The organism is Paraburkholderia elongata (assembly GCF_013177735.1).
GTDB lineage: Bacteria > Pseudomonadota > Gammaproteobacteria > Burkholderiales > Burkholderiaceae > Paraburkholderia > Paraburkholderia elongata.
Window position 1 is genome coordinate 1 of sequence record NZ_WOEZ01000270.1, and the last position, 16,643, is coordinate 16,643.

Genomic DNA, 16,643 nt, shown 5'->3' on the forward strand with positions numbered 1-16,643 from the left:
CGGTCTGACGATCAACGGGCACGAAGCGACTCATCTATGGGCTCTCTCAGTGAACTGGCTGATTCATTAACGCCCAACGTGCCCGCCCGGATGACCAACCTCGGCGCAAACTCCGACAACCTCCTAGACCTGAAGCAAGGGGCGCGTGATACCAAAGGCCCAGCTTCTCCCCCACTGCGCCAGCTAACTCAGTGAGCGCTTTCATCGGTATTCAATTCGGCGGTGCACTTGGCAGCTACAAAATCGCCTCAAACGTTGGTGTGTTGAACAACTTTCTGTAAAACCTCTTGAAACAAACTTGTTCCCGACATCTCTGCCAGCCGCAATCCGATTGGCCACGCGCGGGAACAAAATTAAGTGAACCAACGGTCGGCGTGGCTCAAAAGGAACTTCGACACAAATAACTGCCTGAGCGCATGCGCGTTTCAGCGCTTCACTTACTGAAGCAGCATGCTCACAGCTGTACTGTGGGCATGCTGCCTCAGTGGTCTTTCTGCCAGTTGTTGACGTCACAGTCTCCCGTCTGTCGTGCCGGCCGCGTGCGCTACTCGAAGGTCAAACGTCGATCCGCGGGCGGCAGCACTGTGAATGTATACATTATTCTCTCCAAATACAAGAAAATCGATATTTCCGGAGAACAAGTCATGCCGTGTGAGCCTGAAAATCCCCATGCTGTGAAGCGCGCTCCTCATCGTCGCCTGTCATCAGCGCGCGGACGTTGCATGATTTATTCTTTGTAACTTCAAATTAAAGGGGTGTATGCTATAAAAAATCATGCGTTATCGACGGAATGGCCAGCAAGACACTTCAACGGCTCATGGCAAGCGCGCCGCGCGGGCAACCGCTCGACCCGCAAATGCTTCGCGACTGCGGCGTGAGCGCCCAGCAGACCACCTATCTGGTCAACGCCGGATGGCTGCAACGCCTGTCCAAAGGCGCCTATCTGCTAGCTGGCGACACGCCCACCCGGGATGGAATACTGGCCTATCTGGCCCAGCGGATACCAGGCCTTCACGTCGGCGGCAGAACGGCTCTGGACTGGCAGGGGGTGCGTCACAACCTGAGTTTTCGCGAGCGCGTTGTGCTGTGGGCAGAACGCCCCTACGTCATGCCGGACTGGGTAGCCAAACATATGCCCTATACGCTGCAGACCACACGCCTGTTCGACCAGAGCATGCCGGAAAACACCGCTCTGTCACCGCTGCCGAACCGCGATCCCTCGCTGCTCGTTTCCGAGCCCGAGCGCGCGCTGCTCGAACTCGCCAGCGACGTAGGCAAACGACGTGCGAAGGGGCAGTCGCTTGAGGAGGCCATGAGCCTCGCGTCCTCGCTTCGCAATCTCCGGCCGACGGTCCTGGACACGCTCCTCTCGCACTGTACGCGCGTCAAGGTCGTCAAGCTTGTGCGCGATCTTGGTGAGGCGAGCGGATTTCCCTGGGGCCAGGACCTGCAGCGGCACGTCGACCGGCTCGGGCCCGGCCGGCGTTGGACGAGTAGCCGCAAGGGCGGCCCCCGCCTCACGCTGAAGGCCTGATCTGCACGCCCCCTCAAGGCTCAACATCCTCTCAATGAACGATCAATACCTCAATACGGTTCGCCTCATGCTGGCGATTGCGCCAGATGTTTTTGACACGCCCCACTTCGCGATGAAAGGCGGCACCGCCATCAACATGTTTGTTCAGGATCTGCCCCGCCTGTCCGTCGATATCGACGTGGTCATGTGTTCACATGAGCCGGGCCGCGACGAGGCTCTCGCCATCATCCATGACGAACTCGCTCGCGCCCGGCAGGCCATCGAGCGACAGGGGCACATGGTTACCGTGGCCGCCGCCAGTGGCAGAAACAAAGGCGACGACGTGAAACTGACTGTCTCGTCCGCTGAAGCTCAGGTCAAGGTCGAGGTGAACTACGTTTTTCGCGGCACATTAACGCCGACGGTGACACGGAGTGTCGTGCCGCGCGCACAGGCGATGTTCCGCGTCGACTTCGAAGTGCCGACGCTTGCCGATGCCGAGCTTTACGGCAGCAAACTCGTTGCGGCATTGGACCGGCAGCATCCGCGCGATATTTTTGATGTGCAGCACATGTATGACACTTATGGTCTGCGCGAGGACGTCGTGACCGCTTTTGTCGGCTATCTGGCTGGTCATAACCGCCCCGTCCACGAGGTACTCTTTGCGAAGCCGCGCTCGCTTGAGGACGAATACGAGGCCGGTTTTGTTGGCATGACCGTTGATCATGTCGATCTGGCCACACTTGAGGCCGTTCAGGCCCGACTCCACCATGACCTTCCACGGGCGCTGACCGCGGAGCACCGCGAATTTCTCGCCTCGCTCGTGAGACTCGAGCCAGACTGGTCACTGATGCCGTACGACCATCTACGCGACCTGCCGGCCATTCGCTGGAAGATCGAGAATCTTGGCAAGCTTAGGAAACGCGACGCGACCCGCTTTGCTCATCAGGATGCGTTACTGGAGGAAGGCTTCGCGGCGCTCGATGACGGCTAGACGTGCAGGCGTGCTTCAGACCGACAACGGACAACAGTAGCCCGTACGTAAACCAAGATCGACGGGCACCGGTGCGAGGTTGCCCGCAATTCCGCTTTCGTTGTCACAGGCTCGTCGGGGCGGCCGCAACGCCGGATCTTGTTAGCGATTACCTGCGTAGTGATCCCGCACACTCACTGCGAGATAATATGCACATGGTTATGCGCATAGGGGTCTTACATGATTCACGCACAAACTCTGCCAACTGGCGAATCATCGCCATCTCAACCAGTTCGGCGCAAGCGTACCAACGTGTCATTGCCGTCTGACCTGCTGGACCGCGCTAAAGAAATCGGCGTTAACATCTCGCGTGCAAGCGAGCGAGGGCTGCGTGAGGAGGTTCATGGAGCTGAGGTCCGTGTTTGGGTAGCCGAAAACGCAAGCTTCATTGCCGAGATGAACGCACGCATCGAGCGCGACGGCCTGCCGCTCGATGAGCGCCGGATATTCTGATGGCCCATTCTGATCTGTACACAACCAGTCATCCAGGTCTAGGGCCAAGTAGCCTTACCTGCTCGATGTGCAGATCGACTGCATGGTAACTACACTTGGTTGTTGCGGCGCCGATCGGTCTAGGCGTGCATGTGTCCACGCGGACGCCTACCTTCAGACCTTCTGCTCCTCAGTGAAAGACGTTAGATGACGGCTTACGATCAAGCGTTGAAGTACGCACCCTGCTTTGACTCACGGTCGGCTCCCTACGACTCGACCGCTGCGGACGATTGCCTGCGATCAGAGTTCTCTCAACAGCCAAGCACTATTGCGTTGAAAGCATTGCAAGCGATTCCGAGATGCGCCGCTCTCTGTCAATGGAGCTGCACCTAGCACCGCCTCTCGTCTTCACCTATGACTGCGTGGCCAATACGGCAGGCGGGAAAAAAATTTACGTCGCACCCTAAGGTTCGTCCTGACGTGACCGACAACCTAAGTGTAGCTGTCACCTTGAGTGACAACACTTGCCAACCCGCCGTCTAAAAGTTATAGTTTTTATAACAATGAACCTGAGAGAACTGCATCAACAGAAACGCGCCGTCACGACCGATGGAATAGTCAAAAAATCTCGATCGGTCGGCTGCGTTTCACCCTCGTGGCTCGCGTGCTATCCGATCTTTCAAGATGCGCTGCGAGGCGGCGAAACGACGTTTCGCAAGCTGCCGTTACATGCCAAGCTGGTAGCGCTCAAACGCACGACCGAAGACGCGGCGGAGCAAGCTATTGCATCGAGAATCCTGGATGATGTTGGGGCGTCTTTTGTTGAACTCTCCACAGGCCTCGTAGAAGACGCCGTCCGACGATATCTTTCGATGCAACCAGGTAGCGTAAATTGGCACGCCACCCCCAGTACCACGTTGCTCGATGACCTCGCCAGACAAATCGTAGGCGTACAACAGCCTCATGTTTCAAGACCGCCCTGCGTGCTTCGACCTGGACAGGGTATTTTCCTTGATGGCTGGATGCGATTCTTTTCATATCGCGCCCGCAGCGATAAAACGATTCCACTGCTTGCTATAGATTGGATAAATTTCTACCAGCGACTCTGCCCTCTTCATTTTTGAGAGTTGTCGAATAAATTTAACCGCGCCCCCCAACCACCGTGCGAAGTGCAAATGTGGAGATTTCGACGATCATCCACATGTCCGATCAATTGCGCGTAACTCGGGATGCCTGTTGAAAACTAATTAGAAATTTCTATCGTGCTGCGCAAACTACATCATCTCTTTTCTGCTCCCATTACGAGAGTCTCCGAAAGAAATTCTTTACTGCCATCTACCAAGGTAGACAACGGGGAACGCGCAAACGGTACCGATTTCGGCTTACGCAACCCACTCGAAATTGAAACCTTTCTACGCGATCTGGCGACCAGGCAAGACTTCCTGGCGGTTGACTACGGCAACGGTCAGATCGTCACGCGTGTGCTACAAATCGACACAAAATCGAATACGTTCATCTTCGATTATGGTGCCTTCAGGACTGGGAACCGCGCTGTGCTGGCAGCCAACAAGCTGCGCTTTGAGGCATCGCCAGACGGCGTGAAAGTTGAGTTTACAACTGGTAGGCCACGAGAAATCTCGCGCGATGGTGCCGTCGCGTTCGAAGTGGAACTACCGCAAGTGCTTTTTCGCGTGCAACGGCGCGAATATTTTCGAAACTCCCATGATCGATCCGTATTTTTGCAGCGGGACGCTGCCAGAGGGAAAGCCCTTTCGTCTTGAAATGCATGATCTGTCGCTTGGCGGGGTGGCGTTGAGGACGCCAGACGAAAATATCGCCAACCTCGAAATCGGCGTGACGCTAAATGGTGTCATGCTGCACGTCAAGAATCAGAGGACCGTCGCATTGGATCTGCAACTTGTCTCCCGTCGCTTTCTGACCCTGCCTAAGGGCGGCAAACTATTCATACTGGGGTTCCGGTTTCTATCGCTGCCCGCACAGGCAGAAAAGATGTTTCAGCAACGGATAGCTCAACTGGAAATCAAGCGCGGAGCCCTCCTGCGGTAGCAGTTGGGCTCCGAATCGGCTCAGGGGGTTCGCGATGAAACGCTTTGTCACCAATGTGCCGGTTAAACCGACAAGTCCGATATTCGGACGTGCGGGACACTTAATTTAAGCCATACTTAAGGGCAGGATGAAAGATATCGATATCCGCTCCAAGGCATCCCCACACTATCGCAGTTGATTGTTGTAGGCGCTGTCTAGCGCCAACCGAACCCTGAACATACCATCCGTCATGCGGGCACGGCCCGGTTGTGCCGGCAGGAAAGCCAGAACGCCCTTCATTGTGTACAACATGATTAACGCGCCGGTCAGGTCGCCCACAAACATCATGACGAAACTTTCGCCAATGTTCTGCGTATTGCCTTGCAGCGCGAACCAGATGTGGTGCAGCAGCGGATTCGCCACCGAGTACGCAACGGCCAGTACGAGCAGTCGCTTCGGCGTGAGATTTGTCAGCGACGCCTTCAGGTCGTAGCGCTCCAGTGCAAGCCTGTAAACCAGATAGGGAGCCAGCGAACCTAGAATGGCTCCCGCGATTGCGCGAACCGGGTCGTGCGGAAACCAATAGAAAAAATCCATCAGCAGACCGCCAACCAGCAGGCCAACGAACCCGTCAGACCCAACCAGCAACGTGCTCAGAAGCCGGACGCCTGACGGAAGAAAAATCCAGTTGATGCCTCGTACAAACGAAGTATCTGTGAAGACCACTTGATTGATCCACAGCGACGCCACAAATGCGACCACCGTGCCTGTTATCGACCATAAATGTAAGCGTAAGCTACCCATACCAGTATAATCCTTTCATTCGTTTTAATTGGCCGCCTCGTCGCTCGCGCGCAGTTGAGCAAACCTCTTCCTGTCCGGTGCGCAAACCATGAAACGCCCTGCTGACATCTACCTTCGATTCCTGCAACTGACTGAAGCGCTCCGTGGCCTGCCTACACTGCCCGTGCTCGACCCGCTCGAAGAGAAAATCCTCGAATTCGTCGCACGCACAACGCAAAAAAACAATCGGCTTTCGGTTCGGGACATGATGGCCCACAGCGAGCTTGGCTCGCCCGCCACGCTTCACGCCCGCATCACGTCGATGCGGGAAAAGGGCTGGCTCACACTTCGCGACACCGAAGACGCACGCCGCAAACAGATCGAGCTCACACCTGCCGCGCTCAAGCACTTCGACACGCTCGCGGAAACCTTTGTGAAAGCTGCAAAGGGTGCGTGATCCTTCCCAACTGTCGGTTAAACCGACAAGTCCGACGATCGCACTTGCCCATATCCCCATCACCGATCAGAAGAAGTTTCGCAGACCAACAGCAATACCCGTCTGGTTGCTGCGGCCCGGCAATTCCACGGCCGCCGTTCCATTGACCTTGTTAAAGTCCACCGTGCCGTACACTTCGGTGCGTTTCGACAGCGAATATTCAGCTAGCGCGACAACCGTATAGCGGCTGCCGCTGCCCAATGCCCCTGTAGCAGTCGTAGCGTTCTGCATGTGGTCGTAATAGATCGCGGTAGACAACAGTGCCGACGGCGCGACCTGCCATGCAAAGCCGCCAAAAGGGCCGTTGTCGATACGATCCGTGCCCTTGATCCGGCTAATGTCGGGGATCGACTGCTCTGCTAGCAAGGTATCAATCAGACCGGTGTTGTCCTGAGAGTAGAGCCAACCAGTGTAAATCTTGATGTCGCTAACCGAGTAGCGGGCGTCCAGATTGAATACCGTCTGCCGATGGTTCGAGTTGTCGCGCAATTGCTGTACGCCTGCTCCGACATCAAGCGCACCCGTCGTGTACGACAGCAGCAGATTCGCAAGACTACCCGCCGTGAAATGCCCGGGCACGTCGCCTGAGAATCCGGCAGGCCCGCTGATCTCGTAGTTGCCACCGAACGAATACATTGCGCCGACAGACAACCCGCCTATATCCGCGATATACCGGATCGAGTTATCTGCTGCGAGTCCCGCTTCGAGCGCCCAAGGTAACCAGGAATTTTCCGGGTAGCTCGCGTAGGTCAGCGGATCGAAGGTCGTAATCAGCTTGTAGAACAGCGGCGTATCCTGACGACCGAACGTAACCGCGCCGAAATCGCCCGACAGACCGACGTTCGCGGCCGAGTCAAAAAGGCGGCCACTATCACCCATTGAACCGTTCTGCGGATTGAAGTTGTTTTCCAGTTCGAAGACCGCTTTCAGCCCGTTGCCAAGGTCCTCCGTGCCATGCAGACCAAAATGACTGTTGATGACCGCTCCGTTCGCCATGAAGAACCTGCCATCGTTTTGCGCGTCGTCGTTCGTCAGATAGCGGATGCTGATATCGGTCATACCGCCCAACGTGACAGAGCTCTGCGCTGAAACGTGCTGACACGACAGCGAAAGCGCAGCGGCGACGACTGAACAACAAATTCCGGCACTTCTCAACCCTATTCCCCGATACTCGTTTTTGGCGTACTGCGCAAGAAATAGCAATCCTCGTGATTTTCGGGGGCACGCTACCACAGTAACCTTACAATTTTGACTGGTCGTCAGTGTATTCGACTGTTTGTGCGAGTCGCAGAGCGGGGACTTGGGCAACTTCAGCCTTCCCGAACCAAATGATGAAGATGCCAGGATTTGCTGGGCTGCGTTGCACTTTGACTTTTTTGCCCGCCCTGTGCTTTCGGCCAACGTTGAACCCGATGTACTTGCTCTCAACCTCGATGAGGAGCTTTGCAGGACGCAGCGGCTCATAGCTCATAACTTTCTCTCCCGGAACTTGTATGTTCGCTGGGCAGACGGCCGAGTACGCGACTTTGAAATTGGAGCCGTATAGTAAGGTCGCCGCCAACCATAACAACCGATCTTCTCGAAGGCGAGCGCCGCGAATACGTTATAATTTTCATATCAAAAAGTCAACGAACTCTGGATTGCTGACAATTCAAAGACGCTTGGGTATTGAACGAGAGCCGCCTCGCGCGTGCTTCCTGATACAAGTTCGATGGCCGCACGTTGCATCTCGTCGTTCACATCAATGTAAGCCTGCGTGGTTGAAATGTTGGAATGTCCAGCAAGTGACATGAGCACGCGAACGCCGACGCCCTTGCTCGCGAGATTCGTGATCAACGAGCGCCGCCCCGAATGGCTGCTCGCACCGTCGATTCCCACCTGCGGCAGTGTCAGGTTGGTGGACAGGCGGCGGGAGAAATGAAGAAGAGAAATTCCCTTTATCACGGAAACCGCTTCCCTGCCGTCGTCATCAGCTGCGCCGTTCGCTGATACTTCCGGTTCAGCCTGAGCCTGCGCGACATCGAGGATGTTGTTGCTCGAGCGTGGCGTCGTGGTCACGTACGAAACGATCCGTCGCTGGTGCGACAAGTTCAGCGCTGGATTCGCTCAGTGCGCCAGGGCGGTGCGGCGGCAGCCGGGGCGCACCTGGCATTTAGATGAGATGTTCGTGGCGCTGCGCGGTGAGCCGTATCCGTTGTGGCGAGCGGTCGACGAGCACAGCGCCGAACTTGATGTGCTGGTGCAAAAGCGTCGCGACAGGGCTGCGGCAAAGCGCGCCGCCCGTGAACGCCGAGTTGCCGCCACGCCGCTCGATCGGAGCGCGCTCCAGCAATATCACCCGCGCGCCGGCTTGCCGGGCCGAAAGCGCCGCGCATAGCGCGGCATTGCCACCGCCCACCACAATTACGTCACAGTCGGTCATCGGGCCACCATTCAAGTCGCGTTATGAATGATGATCCCGCACGCGCCTCTTCCGGTAGAGCCCGTTTAAACGAAAAGCGTTTTTGAAATTCCTGTCGATTCGACAGGACGACGCGTGATCAATGAGCGAACACGCGTCTCGTCATCAGAAGGCGACGGCGAGCCCGAACATCGCAACGAATTGACTCGATGTTGTCGACGGCGTCGCATTCTGCGAGTCGCCCACCACCGGTGCGGCATCGATGATATCGCCCGCGCCCGCTGCGCCTAGCGTGCGTCCGCCTGCATGCTGCCAGGCTTGTAGCGCATAGAGCGTCGTCCGTTTCGATAAGTGGTAGTCCTCTTTCAGCGAGATCTGGTGGTATCGCGCCGAATCGTCGATTCCGTTACCTTCCGACGCATGGGTGTAACTATAGGCGCCCGCCACATCGAATGCGGTATTGAAACTGTAGCGCGCGAACGCACCGTAGGTATTGAAAATCGCGGTGTCGGTGAATAGAGAATGGCTGCCCGGCAGGTACTGGACATTCGAGTAATTCACGCCGAAGACAATTTTGCCGAGCGTGTAGTCGGCTGCGGCGGCAATATGCTGAACCGCCCGCGCCGACACATAACCCTGGTTGACTGCCGAACTCCCATACGCGGCACTTGCGTCCGGGTCCAGTTTTGCGGCCCCGCCAATGTTGTTCATGCGCAGATAGCCCGCAGCGACCGAAACAGGACCGCCGTCGTAGCGCAGCGCGGCGCTGATGGTAGAACCGCTTTGCATGGAGCCGGGCACGCCGCCGAACCCGTACTGGCCGCTGACCTTGAAGCCGTATAGCGACGGCGACGTGTAGACCACCGAGCTATTCGCCCGGATCGTCGTATCGAGTCCGTCGATATCGCCGGGATGCGCTCCCGTCGCGCCGGTGAGAAAGCCGACCGGTCCGAGCGCGCCCACCAGTTGATAGTACGGTGTGTACTGCCGCCCGAGCGTGACGGTACCGAGCCGCGTATCCTGCAACCCGACGAACGACTGGCGGTTGAATGCGAGCCCGGGCGATGACTGCTTGCCTGTGCTCGGGTCGAATCCCTCCTGCAAATCAAAGATCACGCTGAGCGTCGAGCTTAACTGCTCGGAACCCCGCAGACCGACGCGAGACGAGTAGAGATTGCCCTGTCGAAAATAGGTGTTCGAATGCCCATTCTGGTTATTGACGAAGGCGATCGCCTCATCGACGACCCCGTATAGCGTCACACTGCTTTGAGCCAATGCCGGCGCAGGCGCGATAGCCGCGCACAACGCGCCGATCGCGGTGCCGGCTGCGAATTTCTTTTTCATCAGTACTTTGGGAACGACGACCCCGGCGGGGCCGTTTTTAGATTCGCGTGGAACGCGTGCCGCTACCGCGGCCGCAATGGGTCCCTGCTACCAGGGGGTGTCGCGCTTCGTTCAGGCGGCTAGCTTTTTCGTTCGCCGCGATCGAATGAACACGATCAGTGCAACGATCAGGATCGCTCCCCCCATCAATCTGCCGCGCACGAGCCATGTCAAGGGCGAACTCTCGCCGCCCGCGCGCAACGCGTGAACCTGATCGACCGTCACGACTGCGTCCGGATTGCCCCAACTTTGCAGCAGATAGTTGCCGAGCGTGGTCATCTGCTGATCGGACAGCAGATCCGAAAAGCCGGGCATCAGAATGTCGGATGTGCCGTCCTGATGCTGCACGCCATGAAGCATGACCATCACCAGGTTGCTCGTATTCGAGCGTCCGAGCGCGCTGTTATGGAATAGCGACGGCAAGCCGGGGTTGACACCCTCCCCTTTGGCCTGATGACACGACGCACAATACCCGTCGTATAACTGCGCGCCGCTCAGCCTGTTGGCATCAGCCGGCCAGGGCACACCGCGCACTGTATCCACAGCCGCCGTCGGGCCGCCCCATGCGGTGGCGGGCCGCGTGTCGGCTGCCGCGTGAACGGGCGGCACCGATTTCAGATACACCGCCATGGAAGTCAAATCCGTGGCACTCAGATGACGCAGACTGTTATCCACGGCTTCGGCCATCGGGCCGGCCGCCTGAGCCTCGTCGGACGCGTGGCCGCTACCCAGATAATCGGCAATCTCCTGCTCGCTCCAGGTCCCCACTCCGCTATTCGCATCGGACGTAATGTTAGGCGCGAACCATCCGCCAATCGGAGCGCCTGAAAGATCCAGAGACTTGTCTTCCGCCATCAGCGTATTGCGCGGAGAATGACAGGCGCTGCAGTGCCCAAGGCCCTTCACAAGATACGCGCCACGATTCCATTCGGCACTTTTCGACGGATCGGCCTCGAACGGTTTCGAATCGAGGAACATCATGTTCCATGCGCCCATCGACATCCGGATATTGAATGGGAACGGCAGCGTCGTATTGCGACTGTGTTCGTCGACCGGCGCGACACCGTGCATGAAGTACGCGTACAGCGCCTTCATATCGTCATCCGACACCTGCGCATACGATGTATACGGCATGGCCGGGTAAAGGTGCGCGCCGTCTGCACGAATACCTTGCCGGACCGCCGCCGAGAACTGTTCCTCCGTGTAGTTGCCGATTCCAGCGGTTTTCGACGGCGTAATATTCGTCGAGATGATCTCGCCAAGCGGCGTGGCAAGCGGCAACCCGCCGGCGAAGGGCTTGCCTTTCGGCGCCGTATGGCAAGCCACGCAATCCCCTGCGGTGGCAAGGTACTGGCCACGTTTGAGCAACTGCTCGCTATCGGTCTCGCCCGCATGAGCCGTCCCGCACATGGCCGACACGGCGACGAGCGCCGTCAACGCGAACACTGCCACGCTTGCCCAGAATGAGATCCGGTTACTGTATTTCATCGTGAATCGTCGTCTCAGGCTGTGGGGTGAATATGTTCCGCAGTGCGCAGCGCGAGCGCGACGCCAGTCAGCGTGGAATTGACCGTGGCCGCCGTCGGCATGACGCCGGTACTCGCGATAAACAGGTTCTCGTGATCGTGCGCTCGGCCGAAAGCGTCCACCACGGAATCTCCCGGATCGTTGCCCATGCTCATCGTGCCGGTGATGTGCTGGTTGTTCGCATATTGGCCGTCCGGCGTGTACCGCAAGTTCGTCCCGCCCATCAACTGCGCGATCCTGGTGAAATGCTCCTTGCCCATGGCCGCGCCGCGATGCAGATAGTCATCGAGCGCGTAATGGACCATGGGCTTTGGCAGACCCAGTGCGTCTCTCTGCGCACTGAGCGTCACGCGGTTCTCCGGATTGGGCAGCACCTCGAGTACCGTCTTGACATTCATCTGGCGAGAGGCGCGATAGCGCAACTGCTTTTCCAGTTCCGGTCCGTACACGCCCGCGGCGATCAGGTCCTCTGTTGCGGAGCGCACCTGCGAAATGTTGGTGAAGTCCAGACGGAATGCCGCGGAATGCGAGCGGAAATCGCCGTCCCTGAGGGTGTTGATCGACGATGGACTTTGAGGCCCGCGCCCTAGCCAGACTTCTTCGTCGGCATCGAACGTGAGGGAACTGCTCGGGTGGTCCATCAGATTTCGCCCGACCATTCCCGAGCTATTGGCCAGTCCGTTGGGATATTTATCGCTCGCGGACATCAGCAACAGCTTGGGACTCTCGATTCCGTTGGCCGCGAGCACAAAGATCTTTCCCGTGACGCGGTGCGAATTCTTCTCCGGATCGAAATAGTGGACCGCGACAATCTTGCCGCTCGCGTCGTGCTCGATGCGATACACGACAGCGTTCGCCAGCACCCGCGCGCCCGCCTTCTCCGCCACGCTCACTGCAATGCCGCCGGTGTACTGCGCGTCGATCGGACAGATGGGCTGACAATTGTTATTGCCGCAGCAAGCGGGGCGTCCGTCGTAATTGCGGCTATTGCGCGCCGTCGTATTCGTCACGACGCTATAGCCCCCGGGTGCGAGGCGCTCGCGCACACGGCGCATCGCCCAAGGCTCGACCACCGGTTCCATCGGAAACGGTTTGGTGCGCGGAGAACCCGTGTTCGGCGCGCCCGATACACCCATCTTCACCTCGGCCTCGTAGTAGAACGGTTCGAGGTCGTCGTAAGAGATGGGCCAGTCTTTGCCAACGCCATAGCGCGTTCTCAGGCGCATATCGTTCGGAAGCACGCGCCACGCGTGTGCCGCCCAGTGCCACGTCGTTCCGCCGACGACCCGCAAATACTCCGCCGGATACGGATACGGACCGGCCTGAATCAGATAGCCGTTGTCTTTCGGGTGATAGATCGGCTGGGGCGCCCACGTCGTACCTGGCGCATACGGCGCGACCCAGTCACCCTTGCGGGGCGAGTTGCGATAATTGGCCGTAATCTGCTCGCGATCGATGCGCGGTCCCGCCTCGAGAATCAGCGCCGACATGCCTTGCTTCACGAGGCGCTCCGCGACGAGAGCGCCACAAATCCCGGAACCGATGACTACGACATCGGCTGAGTCATTCTGTGACATCTATTTTTTCCTCACACTGGTTTGGCGGCCCAGCTGCCGTACGCGCCATAGGAGTAGCTTGGCGGCTTCAGTTTGTCAGCGGCAATCAGGTTCAACAGATTGGTCTCGAACGTCACGCACTTCGCGCGCTCGCCGACACCCACAATGCCGGTGTACCAGGCTGTCACGATCTCGCGGGGCACCGGCGCCAATGTCGATCTCTGTGTATCGAGCAGCTTCTGAAGCTGCATTGGGTCGATCTGTCGATCCTTGATGATGGCCAGCAACTGGCGGTGCTGAATTTCAAAGGCAAAGTCGTCGTGAGCGAGTGCCCGATACAGAAGACCGGCCTGTGCGATGTTGAGCGAACTGCGTCCTGTCAGTATCCGTGAGACTTCGACAAAACTCGCAGGCGCCGTGACGGAGCCGGCTGCGTATTGCGGGCGGGACTGTGCGTGAGTCTGCGCCGTCGCAAACGGCATGACTAACGATGCGCAGGTCGCCACGAGCCCCGACAACAGCAAGCGCCGGTGCGGGTCGACCACGACGTCTTCCGGATATGACGTGTCGGTGTTATCCATGTTCTTCGAAATGATTTTTAGGGAAGGCTACTTTCTATTTATGAGCGACGCATTGTGGCAAAACGCGTCGATCGCCGCGCCTGGGTCGCCGTAAATCACTGTATCGGGTTTTGAAATAATGCCGTGGCGGCTCACCTGACGCAGGATTCTCACTACAAGAAAAAGATAGTTGCAATTTTCAACTAGGTCACGCTGACCTGCTGGTATATATTGGCGGACGCAATACTTCGGCTCAACCGTTTTCGTCCCGCGTGTGCGATGAAGTCATCGGGAGCGCCCGCGACGCAGCACGATCAAACAACTGTGAAGATCCATGTTTGACCAATTCCTCACTTTCAAGCTGGACCTGATCAAATCGGAGATGATCAGTCAGGCCAATGTCGCGTATAAGTCCGCATACAACCTCGACGTGCGCCTGCTTCGCGTGTTGCGTTTGATCTGCGACGAGCCCGGCATCACGGCCACCTCCGTGAGCGACCAGACCCTGATTGAAAAAACGCTGCTCTCGAAACTTCTGGCGGCTCTGATCGAACGCAAGCTCATACGCAGAACCATCCATCCGGAAGACGCACGTCACTTCGAGCTCTGGCCTACCGCTGCCGGTACGCGTGTGTACAAAGACAGCAACGAGCTGGGCATGAAACTGGAACACGACATGCTGTCGGCGCTCTCTTTGCGAGAGCGAGAGCAACTCGACCGCATTACCGACAAGCTCGTCGAAGCGTTTCGGCGCTCCGCCACAATCCAGGATTGTTGCTCCCGAACAGCGGGCGTAGACTGAATGACTGAAGCGGCTGCCGGCCGGCAGCAGATGTTTGACAGATTACGACTTTGACGCGACGCGATGCGTCACCCCACAGAAAGCCTGTGGAAATGTAGGCTTTTATTCATTGAAGGTGTCGTATGAATTCGTCCCTGACTGAGTTGACCGCTCGCGTCGACGCACTGCTTCCGGAACTGGAAGCAATTTATAAGGATCTTCATCAAAACCCCGAATTGTCGATGCAGGAGTTCCGTACCGCGGGCATCGCCGCCGACTATCTGGAAGCGCGGGGTTTCGAAGTCACGCGCCCGGTAGGCGTGACAGGCGTGGTGGGCTTGCTGCGAAACGGCGAAGGTCCGACGGTCATGCTACGCGCGGATATGGACGCCCTTCCCGTCACGGAAGCAACCGGGCTGCCTTACGCGAGCACCGTGACCGCCAAAGACGACGATGGTGTTCAGGTCGGCGTGGCGCACTCCTGCGGGCACGATTTCCACGTCACGTGGCTAATGGGTGCGGCGCGCCTGCTCGCCGAGAACCGGCAATCGTGGAAAGGAACGTTGCTGGCAGTGTTTCAGCCGGGTGAAGAAGTGGGTCGTGGCGCGCAAAGCATGATGGACGACGGCATGGCAGACCGGTTTCCAAAACCCGACATCATTCTTGGGCAGCATGTGATGGTCGGGGAGGCCGGCACGGTCGGATACCGCAGCGGCACGATCCTCTCGGCAGGCGACAGCCTGAAGGTCAAACTGTTCGGCCGGGGATCGCACGGGTCGCAGCCGCAAACGTCAATTGACCCGGTCATCATGGCCGCGTCTACAACCATGCGCCTTCAGACGATCGTCTCGCGCGAAATAGCGCCGAGCGACAGCGCCGTACTCACCATCGGCGCGCTGCAGGCCGGCACGAAAGAAAACATCATCCCCGACGACGCGACACTCAAACTGAACGTGCGCACATATGACGAGGACGTGAGAGAGTACATGTTGTCCGCAATCCGGCGTATCTGCTGCGCCGAATGCGTCGCTTCCAATGCGCCACGGGAACCCGAATTCACCACGCTCAGCAGTTATCCGCTGACGGAGAACGACAAAGAAGCGACCGCACGTGTTGCGCGGGCGTTCGAAGCACAGTTCGGCGAGCGCTCCTTCGAAACCCGCCCGGCCGCCGCCAGCGAAGACTTCAGTGTATTTGGCCGCCGCTGGAATGTCCCCTACGTTTTCTGGATTGTGGGCGGCACCGATCCGCAAGTCTATGCGCAAGCCAAAGCGGAAAAGAAACTCAATCTGCTGCCCAGCAACCATTCGCCGAAATACGCTCCTACGCTGGATCCCACGTTGAAAACGGGTCTGGTGGCCATGTTGTGCGCCGCGGCTGCGTGGCTTTGTGAAAGTACGGAATCCAAGTGAGCGGACACGGACTGTTCCTGCTGCTCGATCTGGTGGGCACATTCGTCTTCGCCATCAGCGGCGCGGTGGCGGCGAAGCAGCGCAATCTGGACCTGTTCGGGGTGGTTGCGGTCGCATTCGTCGTGGCGTGCGGCGGCGGCATTGTTCGCGACGTCTGCATCGGTGCGGTACCGCCGGCGGGCCTGTCGAACTGGCGCTATCTGGCGGCCTCCGTCGTCGCCGCCCTGATTACGATCGCCGCGTACCCGAAAGTCAGGCAATTGCGCCACCCGGTCCTGTTCTTCGATGCCATCGGTCTCGGGCTGTTCGCGGTTGCCGGCGCCCAGAAGGCGCTTGCGTACGGCCACAACAGCGAAGTGGCGGTATTGCTCGGCGTTGTCACCGCGGTGGGAGGCGGAACCCTGCGCGACGTATTGCTCACACGCGTGCCAGTGGTCCTGCAACGGGAGATTTATGCGTCGGCGGCACTGCTGGGCGCGACGATTCAGGTTGTGATCGAGCAACTTCATCTGTCCCAGCCGTGGACGCCGTGGGCAGCAACACTGGTCTGCGTCGGCTTGCGTCTCATGTCCCTGCGCTTCCACTGGCATCTTCCGACCTTTGCGGGCGACCCTGCCAGGAAGACGGAGTGCGACCGGTAACAAGTGGGGACAGGCGAGTAGCCAACCCTCCGACGGAGGGCTTTGTCGCGATAGCGATAGCAAGTTGAGCAAAACCCGA

The 16,643-nt window shown here is 58.3% G+C and carries 17 protein-coding genes and 3 pseudogenes; 11 read left to right on the forward strand and 9 right to left on the reverse strand.

Annotation, left to right across the window (positions count from 1 at the left end):
• The first annotated feature begins 790 nt into the window (after window positions 1-790).
• The 6 genes from GNZ13_RS44700 to GNZ13_RS53205 all read left to right on the forward strand — a co-directional run bounded on the left by GNZ13_RS44700 (window position 791) and on the right by GNZ13_RS53205 (window position 5,045).
• Window positions 791-1,534, forward strand: a complete 744-nt coding sequence (locus GNZ13_RS44700) for a type IV toxin-antitoxin system AbiEi family antitoxin domain-containing protein (protein WP_172177093.1) — start codon at window positions 791-793, stop codon at window positions 1,532-1,534.
• 34 nt (window positions 1,535-1,568) lie between these two features.
• On the forward strand, window positions 1,569-2,507 hold the full coding sequence (locus GNZ13_RS44705) for a nucleotidyl transferase AbiEii/AbiGii toxin family protein (RefSeq protein WP_172177095.1): 939 nt from the start codon (window positions 1,569-1,571) through the stop codon (window positions 2,505-2,507).
• A 219-nt stretch (window positions 2,508-2,726) separates the two neighbouring features.
• On the forward strand, window positions 2,727-2,999 hold the full coding sequence (locus GNZ13_RS44710) for a type II toxin-antitoxin system CcdA family antitoxin (RefSeq protein WP_172177097.1): 273 nt from the start codon (window positions 2,727-2,729) through the stop codon (window positions 2,997-2,999).
• 542 nt (window positions 3,000-3,541) lie between these two features.
• Entirely contained in the window at window positions 3,542-4,102 is a 561-nt protein-coding gene (locus tag GNZ13_RS44715; protein ID WP_172177099.1) for a hypothetical protein, read from the forward strand.
• Between the two features lie 138 nt (window positions 4,103-4,240).
• A complete protein-coding gene (locus tag GNZ13_RS53200) occupies window positions 4,241-4,759 on the forward strand; it encodes a flagellar brake protein (RefSeq protein ID WP_328807391.1) in 519 nt (172 codons plus the stop codon).
• Window positions 4,701-5,045, forward strand: a complete 345-nt coding sequence (locus tag GNZ13_RS53205; RefSeq protein WP_236002467.1) for a PilZ domain-containing protein — start codon at window positions 4,701-4,703, stop codon at window positions 5,043-5,045. Before GNZ13_RS53200 ends, GNZ13_RS53205 begins: the two co-directional genes overlap by 59 nt.
• A gap of 165 nt (window positions 5,046-5,210) precedes the next feature.
• On the opposite strand, the gene GNZ13_RS44725 is transcribed toward GNZ13_RS53205, so the two are convergent.
• The gene (locus tag GNZ13_RS44725; RefSeq protein ID WP_172177101.1) at window positions 5,211-5,828 is read right to left on the reverse strand and encodes a hypothetical protein; all 618 of its coding nucleotides are present in this window, start codon (window positions 5,826-5,828) and stop codon (window positions 5,211-5,213) included.
• 88 nt (window positions 5,829-5,916) lie between these two features.
• On the opposite strand from GNZ13_RS44725, the gene GNZ13_RS44730 reads away from it, so the two are divergent.
• Window positions 5,917-6,264, forward strand: a complete 348-nt coding sequence (locus GNZ13_RS44730; RefSeq protein ID WP_172177103.1) for a winged helix-turn-helix domain-containing protein — start codon at window positions 5,917-5,919, stop codon at window positions 6,262-6,264.
• Window positions 6,265-6,330: 66 nt separating this feature from the next.
• Here the strand turns inward: GNZ13_RS44730 and GNZ13_RS44735 are convergent, their stop codons facing one another.
• From GNZ13_RS44735 to GNZ13_RS44740, 3 genes and pseudogenes are all read right to left on the reverse strand, one after another.
• A complete protein-coding gene (locus GNZ13_RS44735) occupies window positions 6,331-7,458 on the reverse strand; it encodes a porin (RefSeq protein ID WP_236002471.1) in 1,128 nt (375 codons plus the stop codon).
• 85 nt (window positions 7,459-7,543) lie between these two features.
• Window positions 7,544-7,774, reverse strand: coding sequence for a hypothetical protein (locus GNZ13_RS53210; RefSeq protein ID WP_236002473.1), 231 nt, complete (start codon window positions 7,772-7,774; stop codon window positions 7,544-7,546).
• 230 nt (window positions 7,775-8,004) lie between these two features.
• Window positions 8,005-8,184 (reverse strand): annotated as a pseudogene (locus GNZ13_RS44740) (tyrosine-type recombinase/integrase); the annotation flags it as partial.
• A gap of 36 nt (window positions 8,185-8,220) precedes the next feature.
• Between GNZ13_RS44740 and GNZ13_RS44745 the strand changes: the two are divergent.
• Window positions 8,221-8,578, forward strand: a pseudogene (locus GNZ13_RS44745) (IS6 family transposase); the annotation flags it as partial.
• Here GNZ13_RS44745 and GNZ13_RS44750 read toward each other — a convergent pair.
• The 5 genes and pseudogenes from GNZ13_RS44750 to GNZ13_RS44770 all read right to left on the reverse strand — a co-directional run.
• Window positions 8,570-8,725, reverse strand: a pseudogene (locus GNZ13_RS44750) (FAD-binding protein); the annotation flags it as partial. The pseudogenes GNZ13_RS44745 and GNZ13_RS44750 overlap by 9 nt on opposite strands.
• 144 nt (window positions 8,726-8,869) lie before the next feature.
• Window positions 8,870-10,048: a porin gene (locus GNZ13_RS44755; protein WP_172177107.1), complete on the reverse strand. Its 1,179-nt coding sequence runs from the start codon at window positions 10,046-10,048 to the stop codon at window positions 8,870-8,872.
• Between the two features lie 111 nt (window positions 10,049-10,159).
• Window positions 10,160-11,575: a cytochrome c gene (locus tag GNZ13_RS44760; protein WP_172177109.1), complete on the reverse strand. Its 1,416-nt coding sequence runs from the start codon at window positions 11,573-11,575 to the stop codon at window positions 10,160-10,162.
• Between the two features lie 14 nt (window positions 11,576-11,589).
• Entirely contained in the window at window positions 11,590-13,191 is a 1,602-nt protein-coding gene (locus GNZ13_RS44765) for a GMC family oxidoreductase (RefSeq protein ID WP_172177111.1), read from the reverse strand.
• A gap of 11 nt (window positions 13,192-13,202) precedes the next feature.
• Window positions 13,203-13,751 carry a sugar dehydrogenase complex small subunit gene (locus GNZ13_RS44770; protein ID WP_172177113.1) on the reverse strand — a complete coding sequence of 183 codons (549 nt, stop codon included), beginning with the start codon at window positions 13,749-13,751 and terminating at the stop codon, window positions 13,203-13,205.
• Between the two features lie 313 nt (window positions 13,752-14,064).
• Between GNZ13_RS44770 and GNZ13_RS44775 the strand changes: the two genes are divergently transcribed.
• The 3 genes from GNZ13_RS44775 to GNZ13_RS44785 all read left to right on the forward strand — a co-directional run bounded on the left by GNZ13_RS44775 (window position 14,065) and on the right by GNZ13_RS44785 (window position 16,564).
• On the forward strand, window positions 14,065-14,532 hold the full coding sequence (locus tag GNZ13_RS44775; protein WP_172177115.1) for a MarR family winged helix-turn-helix transcriptional regulator: 468 nt from the start codon (window positions 14,065-14,067) through the stop codon (window positions 14,530-14,532).
• A gap of 122 nt (window positions 14,533-14,654) precedes the next feature.
• Window positions 14,655-15,923, forward strand: coding sequence for a M20 family metallopeptidase (locus GNZ13_RS44780; RefSeq protein WP_172177117.1), 1,269 nt, complete (start codon window positions 14,655-14,657; stop codon window positions 15,921-15,923).
• Window positions 15,920-16,564, forward strand: coding sequence for a trimeric intracellular cation channel family protein (locus tag GNZ13_RS44785; protein WP_172177119.1), 645 nt, complete (start codon window positions 15,920-15,922; stop codon window positions 16,562-16,564). Before GNZ13_RS44780 ends, GNZ13_RS44785 begins: the two co-directional genes overlap by 4 nt.
• The last annotated feature ends 79 nt before the right edge of the window (window positions 16,565-16,643 follow it).

What these genes read in the sequence shown, in the direction of transcription:
- GNZ13_RS44710 (WP_172177097.1), top strand. Translation starts at nt 2,727, where the DNA reads ATGATTCACGCACAAACTCTGCCAACTGGCGAATCATCGCCATCTCAA.
- GNZ13_RS44755 (WP_172177107.1), bottom strand. Translation starts at nt 10,048, where the DNA reads ATGAAAAAGAAATTCGCAGCCGGCACCGCGATCGGCGCGTTGTGCGCG.
- GNZ13_RS53205 (WP_236002467.1), top strand. Translation starts at nt 4,701, where the DNA reads ATGATCGATCCGTATTTTTGCAGCGGGACGCTGCCAGAGGGAAAGCCC.
- GNZ13_RS44700 (WP_172177093.1), top strand. Translation starts at nt 791, where the DNA reads ATGGCCAGCAAGACACTTCAACGGCTCATGGCAAGCGCGCCGCGCGGG.
- GNZ13_RS44780 (WP_172177117.1), top strand. Translation starts at nt 14,655, where the DNA reads ATGAATTCGTCCCTGACTGAGTTGACCGCTCGCGTCGACGCACTGCTT.
- GNZ13_RS44775 (WP_172177115.1), top strand. Translation starts at nt 14,065, where the DNA reads ATGTTTGACCAATTCCTCACTTTCAAGCTGGACCTGATCAAATCGGAG.
- GNZ13_RS44765 (WP_172177111.1), bottom strand. Translation starts at nt 13,191, where the DNA reads ATGTCACAGAATGACTCAGCCGATGTCGTAGTCATCGGTTCCGGGATT.
- GNZ13_RS44730 (WP_172177103.1), top strand. Translation starts at nt 5,917, where the DNA reads ATGAAACGCCCTGCTGACATCTACCTTCGATTCCTGCAACTGACTGAA.
- GNZ13_RS44760 (WP_172177109.1), bottom strand. Translation starts at nt 11,575, where the DNA reads ATGAAATACAGTAACCGGATCTCATTCTGGGCAAGCGTGGCAGTGTTC.
- GNZ13_RS44725 (WP_172177101.1), bottom strand. Translation starts at nt 5,828, where the DNA reads ATGGGTAGCTTACGCTTACATTTATGGTCGATAACAGGCACGGTGGTC.
- GNZ13_RS44770 (WP_172177113.1), bottom strand. Translation starts at nt 13,751, where the DNA reads ATGGATAACACCGACACGTCATATCCGGAAGACGTCGTGGTCGACCCG.
- GNZ13_RS44715 (WP_172177099.1), top strand. Translation starts at nt 3,542, where the DNA reads ATGAACCTGAGAGAACTGCATCAACAGAAACGCGCCGTCACGACCGAT.
- GNZ13_RS53210 (WP_236002473.1), bottom strand. Translation starts at nt 7,774, where the DNA reads ATGAGCTATGAGCCGCTGCGTCCTGCAAAGCTCCTCATCGAGGTTGAG.
- GNZ13_RS44705 (WP_172177095.1), top strand. Translation starts at nt 1,569, where the DNA reads ATGAACGATCAATACCTCAATACGGTTCGCCTCATGCTGGCGATTGCG.